Raw genomic sequence first — 10,904 nt, 5'->3', positions numbered from 1 at the left:
ACCCCGACGCCAAATTTGTGCGACTGCGATTTTTTGGTGAACGAGGTAAGCGGAGCGATCTGGAGAGACGGGTCAGACGGGGGCGATTGCCTTCGTTGTTTCAGGCTCGAAGCCCGACTCGAGTTCGCGCAACTGGCCGTCGTTCAGTGAAAAGATCCAGCCGTGCACAAGGGGAGAGGGTGCACGCTCACGCACGAGCGGATGCTCGCGCAGCAGGCGTACCTGTTCGAGTACATTAAGTTCGACGAGCCGGTTGATGCGTGCCTCTTCCGATGGCAGGCGAGCGAGCGCCGCGTGATGCGTGTGTGCGAGTGCGCAAAGCGGCCTGATGCGGCGGTTGAAGTGCGGCAGGGTGTCGGCTGGTGGAAGTAGCGAGGCGCGCACGCCCCCGCATCCGTAATGTCCGCAGACAATGATGTGCGCGACCCGCAGCTCACACACAGCATATTCGAGCACACTCATGGTGTTGTCGTCGTCGAGATGAAGAAGGTTAGCGATGTTGCGATGAACGAACAGATCCCCCGGCGCGCAGTGGGTGATGGTTTCGGCGGGTACGCGGCTATCTGAGCAGCCAATCCAGAGCACTTGCGGTTTCTGCCCCATGGCTAGCGCGCGAAACAAGTTTGGTTCGCGCCGTCCCATTTCTTGGGCCCACGCGACATTGGCGACGAGCATGCGTTTTGGAAGATTCACGAGTCGAGACTCCAATCAGATTGTTGGCTTCGATCAAGGCTTGCGAATAGCCTTCTATCAAGAAAATGGCCGGTCGCTCGAAAAAAAGGAAACCGGAACGATGCCAATACGTAGCGCGGACTTCGCCGTCTCCCGTCAATCAACCTAAGCAGTGCGCGCGTCCCGGCCGGCATACACTAGGAGAGTGCTCGCACATAGGGAAAATCAGCGGGCGACCGCTCTGGAGCTGGAGACGGGCTACTGCGCAGGAAACGTTCTCCGCGCCTTGCCGTGATCCGATGGACTGGTCTTGATATCCCCTGGCATCTATCTATCACGACGACGCGCCGGCCATTCGGCCGCGCGGGGTCGTCCCGTGGCAGTATGCATGAGCGTCCGAAAGGTATTTCGAGCGTCCTCTCCGATCGCCCACGCGAGGCGTTTCATTTCCAGCGTTTCCTTGCTAACCGGGTGTTACAACTGAAGAGGTCCTTGATGGGGGCTGAGAACACCGATGCCGACAGGACTGGCTCAGCAGCTTGTGCTAGCGCCCAAAGTGTTTTCGCGAGGTTCCTTGCCAGCCAAAAATTTGATCGACGGACGCCGTGCCGACTTCCATTTGTCCTCGCTCCGGCAGAAGATTCCTCCATGATGGCGATCTCATACAGTGTTGTGCGCCAACAGTTGGTGTTGAGCTTGATGAGAATTTCGATGCATTTGGTCCAGTCATTAAGGTTTCCTTAACAGAAAAGTCTACTGGATATTGTAGGGGAGTCATTGTGTCGCAATTGTGTCGTCAAATGCCTTAGGAAACCAACTGCGCTTTAGATATATTGATCAGATATAGCAAAACAGACCTCAATAGGACCTGCGAAGCATAAATTAATTTGATGGCCTGCTTCTCAGTAGTCTCGCTTGGTCGGCACTGTCACGTTGCCGGGATGGTCGAGTAACGTCGTGGGATGAAGAATGCAAAGTCGCTTTACCACGATCACCGCTTTCCGGTGGCGGTCATCTGCCACGCAGTCCGGTGGTACTTCCGATTTCAGCTCAGCCTGCGCGACATCGAGGCACGCTCATTCCGATCCCGATCGACCCCTTCCGGAAGAGGCGTTTTGCTGCGGCCTTATCGCGCCGATTTTGCACCAGCACGTCGAGTTCAGCGCCGTGCTCCGCGCAACAGATACCGCTTGCCGCGCAGCGTCACGAACATCCCGTCCTGATGCCCTCTGCCCGGCTTGGACAGCGCTGCTTTGGCGCGCTGGGCGAATCGAGCGCCAAACTTCTCGCGCCATCAGCGGATCGTCTCATAGTGACCGCGACACCCCGTTCGAGCCACACCTCGTCGACGTCCAGAAGGCTCAGGCTGACCCGAAAACCTCACCGACCCGCCCAGCTGATGACGATGGCAGGGAAGCTGTGCCCGTGATGAAGCGATTTCGTTTTCTTCACCACTTCATTCTGTCGCTGGCCTACCGTCAACCTGACAATGCCGGTGCAAGTTGAGAGGCGCCACTAAGTGCAGCGTTCCTCTGTGAGGATTAAAAAATTCCCATATAACCCATCAAAAAATTTGATGGCGGGTAGCCGGTCTACTGGTTATCAAATTCGGCGCAGGGTTCGCAGATTGCGTCAAAGCGGCTCGTCGCAAACCCGGCCGCACATAGCATCTTGACGAAGTCTTCGTTACGTTGCTCGGCGAGCGCTATCTGCTCCCTGGCGGGCAGTCGGCCAGCACGGCGCCGAACTCGACATCCTGCTGCAGAAACGTCGCGATAAGGCCGCGTAGCAGAGCGCTTGTTCAACCGCGTGCTGGTAGCCTGTCCCGACGCGCCACGAAGGATGGTCATCGAGCAGTTGCGCAGCTATCCGGCCGCGAAGGCCGAAATTCCCGAACTGGCAAAGATCAAACGCGTCTTCGTCAAAGCCAGTGCTCGGGTGAACTACTGCGCCGAAGACAGCCATCAACCTACGGGTGAGCGCGAGCGCCGGATGCGTGGTTTCCGCGATCCTGATCGCACACAAGCGTTCTTATCGAGCTTAGCTCCGATTCGTCAGCACTTCGCGCTCAAGCGACATTTACTGCGTGCATCAGTGTATCGCGAACAACTCGCCGCACGCTTTACCGGGTGGCATCGCTTCACTGGGCCCACCCACGATCCGTCCAATTTCTGAGGAAATGTACCTCCTCTGCGCTCTTGCGTCTAGAATGCCTTGACGTGACAGCGCCTGCGAAGCTGCCAAGATCTAAATTCGCGGCAGCCCCGGGATATGCAGCCGTATCCCTTGTCCTCTGGGCCTCAAGCCCGTGTTTTATGAAGTCGGCAGGCGACACGAAGCTACGCGGGCTGAGGTGCAAATAGGAGTTCTGTCACGACAAGGAAAGTGCGAACGCGCTCTATACGGCGGTGCGTAACGAAATGAACGGCGCGTCGGTCTGGCAGGCGGAGCTGGGTGGCATGTGGGTGATGGCGCCAGAGTGGGTGTTGAGTGGGGCGTATATGTACATGAAGGGCAATCAGGTAGTCGACAACAACCATGCACATCAGCTCACCGGCACGCTGAAGTACTTCCTGTCGAAGCGAACCAGCGTCTACGTGGCTGCCGTCTACCAGCGGACAAACCAAAGGGGCGAACGCACAGATCAACGACGTGATGGTCGCGTCGAGCGGTCCGTCGCAGTTCATCGGTCGCGTCGGCTTGCAGACGAGGTTCTAAACGACATCTGGACGCCCTCTATGCTGATTGCAACGTCAACGCGGGGTTAGAGCGTGTTAGGAACTTTGAAGTACTGGCACGGCGTGGACAAGCATGAGCATTGCGAAGACGACAAAATGAAGCCCGGCGAGAGTTTCGGGGGGCCGTTCATAGTCACGTGCGAGACGCCGGAAACGGTTGAGCCAGCCAAAGCTGCGCTCGACCACCCACCGCCGGGGGAGCAGAACGAAACCCTTTTTCGTTTCTTCGAGTTTGATCACCTGAAGGTCAATACCCTCGTCGAATGCAGCCTGCGCTGGCTCTTTGCCCGTGTATCCCTGATCGGCAAATGCCACCTTGACCGTTCGTCCTGTTACCTGCTGGACCCGCCGCGCAAGCTCAGCTACCTGTGCGCGCTCCTGTTCATTGGCTGGGGTTACGTGCACCGCCAGCAACTGTCCCAACGTGTCTACTGCCATATGTACCTTGCTACCGCGCTTGCGCTTATAACCGTCATAACCCGCACGCGGGCCGCTCTCGCAGGTCGACTGTATCGTGCGGCCATCGAGGATGACCGCGCTGGGCTGTCCCCGACGGCCCTGTGCCACGCGTATCACCGAGCGCAGGTCGCTCACCATGCTCTCAAAGCAGCCCGCCTGCAACCACCGTTGAGTCTGCTGATACACCAGCTCCCACGGCGGGAAATCATTGGGCAGCATCCTCCACGGCGCGCCGGCACGAGCCATCCAGCGCAACGCATCAAACATGTCGCGCAGTTCGTATTTGCGCTGGGGCGCGTCGACGTCCATCAGCGTCAGATACGGCGCCGCGAAACTCCATTCCTCATCCGACACATCAGTCGGATACCCTTTGCGGTCTGTTCTTTTCATCCCGCCAGGATAACAGGTCTCAATCGAAGTTCCTAACACGCTCTAGGCATCATCAGTTTCGGCATAGGTCTGATTCTTTTAATGAGTTCGCATGCCGTTTGCCGGCAACAGATAGAATGCGACGGTGGTCAGTTGCGTGCCTTACGTCGTTATAAGCCAACATTATGCTCGCGTGCCGCCTCTTGCTATTGACAGCTCGTTGGGCGGCTGAGGTCGATATGCCGGTGGTTCTGTGCCAGACAGCGCGTATTTGTGTCTGCCGAAAGCATCGAGCGTGGCCGTTGGCGCGAGCGCTGAGTCTAACCATGGATTTCTCCTATTGTTTGCGTGGCGTGAGATGCGCAAGTGTCGTACCAATCCAAAAATGCTTGCGCAACAACGAGATCATCTTCAACGCGTTGTTTCATTCCCGACATTGTCGAACATCTGACAAGGTCGCACGCGCGCGCGGTTGTTACCATATAGCGGCCTTCCAATCCGCTGACGTGAGATAGGACCAACGCGAACAACTTTGATGTCCATGTCGCGGTCCATAGTGGAGGCGAGGCCCGCGCCCTTTGCGGTGTCGAGGGTCGTCGCCGTCGAATTGAATGTAGTTGGTGACGTTCACGCTTTTCACTCTTCTTTAGTGGTAGCGATGTTCGTCCCAAAGGCACGGCGGAAAGCGGCGCGCACCGTAGGCTGGAGCGTGAGCGGCAAAGGCGACTACGAATTCCGACGTGAAGGCGAGCGCCATCCCGATCAAACGCCGGACAGCCCGACAACGAAAAGGCTCACCGCGTCGGCGCCAAGTCGTCCCGTGAGGATAACGTCGAGGTGTCGGCATCTGAAAGGAAGAGAACCAAGGCGGCGATCGCGACTACACCCTCTCGATCAGTAAGCTTGCCACTGTCACGTTGCTGAATTGGTCGAGTAAGATCGCGTGATGAAGGATGGAAAATCGCTTTATCACGGTTATCGTCTTCAACTGCGGTCATCAGCTGCGCGGTGTGCTGGTACTACCTGTTTCAGTTGAGGCTGCACGACATCGAGGAACTGCTGTTCGAAGCCGAGCTTATCGTCAGCCACGAAACGGTCTGTACGCCGGTGCGATAAATTCGGTGCGTGTTTCGTGCACCGTGCAAGCGGCGCGTCGTGAGCCTTAGCCTCTCGAACTCGCGTGCCCAGTGATGCGCGCCGGATCAGCTGCCCATCCCGATAAGACAAGGAGGTAAAGATGCCACACCTTCAAGCAACCGAGTGCGGCGAATTTCCGGGCGTACCAATTCGGGCTTGCCGGTCGCCGGCAGCGCACAGACATTCGTGGCCAGATCAAAATCCTAGCTTTACGATCGCCGTGGACTGCCCCTTCGAGGGAGTTGATAGGTGCGAGAACCACATCGTGGCGCCTTGATGCCATCGTCCGCAACAGGCACCTGATTGCGGACGAAGCCCCTTTCATTCGGACTTGGCCTCCGTGGGCATGCCGCGAAATGCCTTGAGTGCCCGCACGTGAGAAGCCAGCAGCGTTTCGATACGCAATGTCGGCGACGACTCCGCGCAGCTGACGCGGCTGTAACTCGACGTCGCAACGAACGCGGCAATCGTATCTGATTGAAGTCGGGCCTGAACCCCGGACCGCCGACGCCCGTCGCCTAAGGCCCCTAAACCCGTCAACCGTCGCGGAAGATGAAGCTGTACGCGCTCAACGCCGGCACGCCGCCCAGGTGCGCATACAGCACGCGCGAGCCGGCCGGAAATTCGCCGTTACGGACCTTGTCGATCATGCCGTGCATCGACTTTCCCTCGTACACCGGATCGGTCAGCATGCCTTCGAGCCGCGCGCACAAGCGGATCGCCTCGAGCGTGCCGTCGTTGGGCAGACCGTATTCCGGGCCGCCGTAGCGCTCGTCGAGCACGATGTCCTTGGCGGTGATGTCGCGGCCCAGTTCGACGCTCTCGGCGGTCCGCTTCGCGATGCGCGTGATCTGCTCGCGCGTCTGCGCCGGTTTCGCCGAGGCGTCGATGCCGATTACCCGCTCGGCGCGGCCGTCGGCGGCGAAACCGACCACCATGCCCGCCTGGGTGCTGCCCGTCACCGAACACACGACGATGTAGTCGAATTTGAAACCCAATTCGGCTTCCTGCTGGCGAACCTCTTCGGCGAAGCCGACGAAGCCGAGCCCGCCCAGCGGATGATCCGAGCAGCCCGCAGGAATCGGATACGGCTTGCCGCCGGCAGCGCGCACGCTGTCGAGCGCGTCTTCCCAGCTCTTGCGAAAGCCGATGTCGAAGCCGTCCGGCACGAGCCGCACGTCGGCGCCCATCATGCGCGACATCAGGATGTTGCCGACACGGTCGTACACCGCATCCGGGTAGTTGACCCAGTTCTCCTGCACGAGCACGCACTTCAGGCCCAGATGCGCGGCAACCGCCGCGACCTGGCGCGTCTGGTTTGACTGGATTCCGCCGATCGACACGAGTGTGTCGCAGCCCTGCGCGAGCGCGTCGGGGATCAGATATTCGAGCTTGCGGGTCTTGTTGCCACCGAACGCGAGGCCGCTATTGCAGTCCTCGCGCTTGGCATAAAGCATGACCTTGCCGCCGAGATGCACGCTCAGACGGTTCAGCGGCTGGATCGGCGTCGGCCCGAAGGTGAGCGAGTAGCGGGGGAATCGTTGCAGGTTCATCGAGGCTCCGTGGTGGGTGATTTCCGAGAGTTCATGGTAAGAGGCCAGTTCAAAGATGTGACTCCTCTCCTTTGAATATGTTCCAGTAGATGAGCGAGCAAGCAAAAACTGACGAACGCTTGCTTCATAATATAGCCGCGACGGTCGATGCCGATACGACGACGTCGGACGTTGCAGAGCCACGCGTGAGTCCGTGCTGCCAACCAGCGGAATTTGCTAAGACCGTTACCATCGTCGGTTCTTCGCTGTGCAATCACTGGCTTTATGCCACGATCATGCAAGTGTTGGCGATTTGTCGGTGAGGTAGTCACGATCGCCGCAAATGACCGCGGGCCTGCGAAATGTTCTGCCGCACGCGATGCGTCGGGTATGGCCTGATTTCGCTGCCTTCGTCCGCAGTCCCTGCATTTTCGCCATCATGTGTGTTGTACGTTTCGAGTCCAACGAGGCGGGCACCAGAAATTGTGCTACAGCCTTTTGACAGGTTTTTCTCGCTATCGCTCCCGGCGTCGACGGGCATCTTACGTGTTAAAGCGACGATGGGGCGCGGATGACATGCGCATCGCGAGTTACACTGTTTCCCATTTCGAACGATTGATCGTTTCGCTATATGCGAATTGTCGCCTTATCCACGGGCGCAGACCGAGAAGTCCGTGTTTTTGAATAGCCAAAGGTATTCTTTTCAAGGTGTATTAAGTCGGCAAGCCGTGCAATGCTGTTTGTGTTCGCTGGGCGATATGGCATAGTGCGGCTTACTCATTCTATCCAAAGGAAAACAAGCATGGCTACGCTGGAAGCCGTCCAGGCAAAAATCGCAAAGCTCCGAGCCCGGGCAGCAGCGTTAGAGAAGAGAGATTCGGCAACAGCGATCGGGAAAATCCTCAGTATGCTGGAACAGCACTCTCTATCTATTGCTGATATTGAGGCGTCTTTGGGCAGACGACGCGGCCGCAGACTCGGCGCGACCGCACTGGCGGAGCGGGAGGCCTCGGCAACGAAGTACGCCGACCCAAAGACGGGGGCGAACTGGTCCGGTCGTGGCCGAGCACCGGCTTGGATCGCTAAGGTGAAAGACCGCACCAGGTTTCTGGTGACGAACACTACGACGAATTCAACAGCGACTGCTCAGAAAACGCTTAAGTCTGAGAAGAAAGTCAAGGAGCCGCAGCCTCACATCTATCAGGACCCTAGGACAGGAGCGACTTGGAGCGGGCGTGGTCGTACGCCGTCGTGGATCGCAGGTGCCAGAGACCGCACGAAGTTCCTGATCTCCGCGGCCGAGACACCCGCACATTCTCGAAAGGTGGCAAAAGCAGTCCATTCCAGCAAGACAGCTGCTGCGAAGAAAGCCGCAAGCAGGAAGGCAGCAACAAAAAGCCGGCGGAGCAATAAGGCGGCGGAGCAATAAGGCGGCGGAGCAATAAGGCGGCGGCGAGGAATACCTCAGCACCGATGCGGAAAGAGTGCCTCGGAGACTGGTGGTGGCGATTTGTCGGCTATCCTCCGGCGAGGTGTGCATCGAATCGCTCGGCGAAGTCGACGACCGCTGCTGCGGACGTTGCGCCGCAAACGGCAGCAATCGTCAGTGCACCTGCTCAGATATATCTAGGAGACCGACGGGGCTGCGGGATATACCTCCGCAGCCAAGCGTTGTTCTTGCACTCGGCTGCAGTTCCTCCAATCGGGCGTCGTGCCAGTCTCCGACCCTTTCCTGTGCAATTGCTCCGGGATGAGCGATTTGCCGCACTCGCAATGGGGAATGCTGTCGTAGAACTGACCACCCGTTGGGTAGGGGTGGAAATGTGCCGGGCCCGCTGACCAAAGGTCTAGTGATGCCGGGGAGGGAAGGACGTAATGGCAGTTGCTTAGAGCGCGTAATGCCCTTTTGCCAAGGGATGAAAATTGGATGAGCATAGGCACGGAGAATATAACGAAACGCGAGTCAGCGAGGGTCTCGGCCGATCGCCCGTAGTGTCTGGCCAGCCTGTGGAAGCCGTTGAGCCAGCGGAAGATGCGGTCGACTACCCCGCGCGTGGCAACAAGACAAAGCCCGTTTCGCCTCCGGAACCTTGATGACCTGTAGCTCGATCCTTCCAGTGCAGTCTGTGCAGGTCCTGCGCCGGTGTCTCCTTGGTCGGGGCGCCATCTTGTCAGTCTGGTCCTGTGGCCTGCTGAAGGGCGATCGCGTTGGACGAGGCCGCGCTTGAGCGCTTTTTTCCGCCGCAGTCGTTGAGTCCGCCGGATGCCTAACTGGCCGCACCATTAGCTCGGTAGGAGAGGCGTCGCCCAGGAGCCCGAAGACTCCAGCTGTAGCTGTTTCTGCGAAACAGTAGGTGCGATGGGCAAAGGACTGTCTGTCGCGCAGCGCCAGACACCCCCGTTACTATCTTCCCGCCTCGATAATTGAGGCTTTGGCCAGCCAGGCCCGGGATAATTCTCGCTGCCAGTCGCAGTTTCGATGCAAGAATTCCAACAACATGACGTCGTCGATGTCTTCATCGGTGTCGACGTCGGTAAAGGCCAGCATCACGCCGTGGCACTAGCTCGGAATGGCAAGCGCCAGTAGAACAAGGCGCTCCCCAACGCAGCATGGCGAACAGGACATCACAGCGTCGTCGTGCCAGCGCGATGAGTGCCTGGTTATGTCGCTTGCCCTGCTGGACTTTGCGTGCGTAATACGGTCGCGAAACGGGGGTCTCGCAAGGCCTGCGAAGGCGGATAGGAACAAGGCGCGCTTGAGTTGGCATGCCGCCTCGCGTATCAAGCCATCGCGGAACAATTCGTCGAAGCCCGCGTAAGCGTCCGCTTGCAGAATCCCTTTCAAACTGGCGAGATGGGTTTGAGGATGGATGCCTTGCCGGTTCGGCGAGTACGCGAACCAGACTGAGCAGGTTGCGTCGAGCCAGAGCGATGATCGTCGCGCACGTAGACCCATAGCCGGCCGGTGCGGGTCTTCCTGTTGCCCGGTGAGAGCACCGGGATCGGCGTGTCATCCGCGTGGAGCTTGGTCGCGGCCATCGTATAGCGGCGCAGCGGATCTGTTAGCGGAGCGCACAGTGCCTCGCACTGGCCGACCCCGCGGCCCATACTGGCCCGGTCAAGCGTCACGCCGTCGCGCGCCGCGATCGCCGACTGCCGGTACAACGGCTGGTGGTCTGCATACTTCGAGACGAGGCTGTCTGCCAGCAAGCTCGGATGGGCGATGCTCCGCTGGATCGGCAGACCGGGCATCGGCGGCTGGGTTATGGTGCTGCAGCAGGGGCAAACCAGTTTGCGCTGGATCGTACGAATGACCTTGAACGCCGCCGCGACCCGGGCGAGTTGTTCGGATTCGTCCTCGCCGAGCACCTGCATTGGTTGACCGCAATCCGGGCAACTTGATTCAGGCTTCAGCACATGATCCTCGCGCGGCAGATGCGCGCGAAGCGCTTGCCTGGAAGCCGCTTCGTCCGTCGTCGCATTTGAGATCGACGCATTTGCACCGCGGGCCTGCGCACGCCGCACATCCACAACGTCGCTCCCGGCGGCCAGATCCTCAAGTTGAGTCTCGAGCGTCTCGATTTGCCGCTGCAGCTGCTCGGACTTGCGACCGAACTGCATGCGCCTGAGCTTGTCGATCTGCGCCTTGAGCTGCTCAATCTCGACATCGCGTTCGGCAAGCAGGCTACGGGCCTCAACCAGCAAGGCCTTCAGGAGCTCGACATCATCAGGAAGATCGGCGCGGTTCGACATGCGCCGTAGTTTACGAGTCTGCCGCGCGGTTTACACCATCCATAATGCGGCAGTGCGACGGGGCTGTCGCTAGTCGATGCCCTCAAGCAGCATCGACAGTCGCGCAGAGCTCAGATGTGCGTATTTCGGCGAACGTGACCGCCGATTTCGGGAACGTGACCGATTCGGCGGGGTTGGGCGTTGCGCGGTGTTGATTGTAGATTTCCTTGTTAATTCTGGTCGAGTTCGGGCTCCAGGACGTTGG

Annotated in this window: 6 protein-coding genes and 6 pseudogenes; 4 read left to right on the top strand and 8 right to left on the bottom strand. The window is 58.9% G+C overall.

Annotated features, from left to right (window positions below; translation table 11 throughout):
* Nucleotides 1–72 precede the first annotated feature (72 nt).
* Nucleotides 73–693: a carbonic anhydrase gene (locus ACLFKU_RS40835; RefSeq protein WP_026229228.1), complete on the bottom strand. Its 621-nt coding sequence runs from the start codon at nucleotides 691–693 to the stop codon at nucleotides 73–75.
* Nucleotides 694–1,634: 941 nt separating this feature from the next.
* On the opposite strand from ACLFKU_RS40835, the pseudogene ACLFKU_RS40830 reads away from it, so the two are divergent.
* From ACLFKU_RS40830 to ACLFKU_RS40820, 3 genes and pseudogenes are all read left to right on the top strand, one after another.
* A pseudogene (locus ACLFKU_RS40830) lies at nucleotides 1,635–1,749 on the top strand (IS6 family transposase); the annotation flags it as partial.
* Between the two features lie 527 nt (nucleotides 1,750–2,276).
* A pseudogene (locus ACLFKU_RS40825) lies at nucleotides 2,277–2,847 on the top strand (DDE-type integrase/transposase/recombinase); the annotation flags it as partial.
* Nucleotides 2,848–3,092: 245 nt separating this feature from the next.
* Nucleotides 3,093–3,440: a porin gene (locus tag ACLFKU_RS40820; RefSeq protein ID WP_410852997.1), complete on the top strand. Its 348-nt coding sequence runs from the start codon at nucleotides 3,093–3,095 to the stop codon at nucleotides 3,438–3,440.
* 6 nt (nucleotides 3,441–3,446) lie between these two features.
* Here ACLFKU_RS40820 and ACLFKU_RS40815 read toward each other — a convergent pair whose 3' ends face one another.
* From ACLFKU_RS40815 to ACLFKU_RS40800, 4 genes and pseudogenes are all read right to left on the bottom strand, one after another.
* The gene (locus ACLFKU_RS40815) at nucleotides 3,447–4,259 is read right to left on the bottom strand and encodes an IS5 family transposase (protein WP_410852996.1); all 813 of its coding nucleotides are present in this window, start codon (nucleotides 4,257–4,259) and stop codon (nucleotides 3,447–3,449) included.
* 773 nt (nucleotides 4,260–5,032) lie between these two features.
* Nucleotides 5,033–5,236 (bottom strand): hypothetical protein, encoded by a 204-nt coding sequence (locus ACLFKU_RS40810; protein WP_157646550.1) that lies wholly within the window; start codon nucleotides 5,234–5,236, stop codon nucleotides 5,033–5,035.
* Between the two features lie 207 nt (nucleotides 5,237–5,443).
* Nucleotides 5,444–5,569 (bottom strand): annotated as a pseudogene (locus ACLFKU_RS40805) (IS110 family transposase); the annotation flags it as partial.
* 342 nt (nucleotides 5,570–5,911) lie between these two features.
* Entirely contained in the window at nucleotides 5,912–6,928 is a 1,017-nt protein-coding gene (locus tag ACLFKU_RS40800; RefSeq protein ID WP_410852995.1) for a 1-aminocyclopropane-1-carboxylate deaminase, read from the bottom strand.
* 781 nt (nucleotides 6,929–7,709) lie between these two features.
* Here ACLFKU_RS40800 and ACLFKU_RS40795 point away from each other — a divergent pair.
* The gene (locus ACLFKU_RS40795; protein WP_410852994.1) at nucleotides 7,710–8,336 is read left to right on the top strand and encodes an H-NS family nucleoid-associated regulatory protein; all 627 of its coding nucleotides are present in this window, start codon (nucleotides 7,710–7,712) and stop codon (nucleotides 8,334–8,336) included.
* A 497-nt stretch (nucleotides 8,337–8,833) separates the two neighbouring features.
* Here ACLFKU_RS40795 and ACLFKU_RS40790 read toward each other — a convergent pair.
* The 3 pseudogenes from ACLFKU_RS40790 to tnpC all read right to left on the bottom strand — a co-directional run.
* Nucleotides 8,834–9,064, bottom strand: a pseudogene (locus tag ACLFKU_RS40790) (IS5/IS1182 family transposase); the annotation flags it as partial.
* Nucleotides 9,065–9,504: 440 nt separating this feature from the next.
* Nucleotides 9,505–9,671: pseudogene (locus tag ACLFKU_RS40785) on the bottom strand (IS110 family transposase); the annotation flags it as partial.
* Nucleotides 9,672–10,660: pseudogene (gene tnpC, locus ACLFKU_RS40780) on the bottom strand (IS66 family transposase); the annotation flags it as partial.
* Nucleotides 10,661–10,904 lie beyond the last annotated feature (244 nt).

This window comes from Paraburkholderia sp. EG304 (assembly GCF_046543485.1).
Lineage (GTDB): Bacteria > Pseudomonadota > Gammaproteobacteria > Burkholderiales > Burkholderiaceae > Paraburkholderia > Paraburkholderia youngii.
Note: the sequence above shows the minus strand (reverse complement) of the source record. Positions and strands in the feature narration are given on the sequence as shown.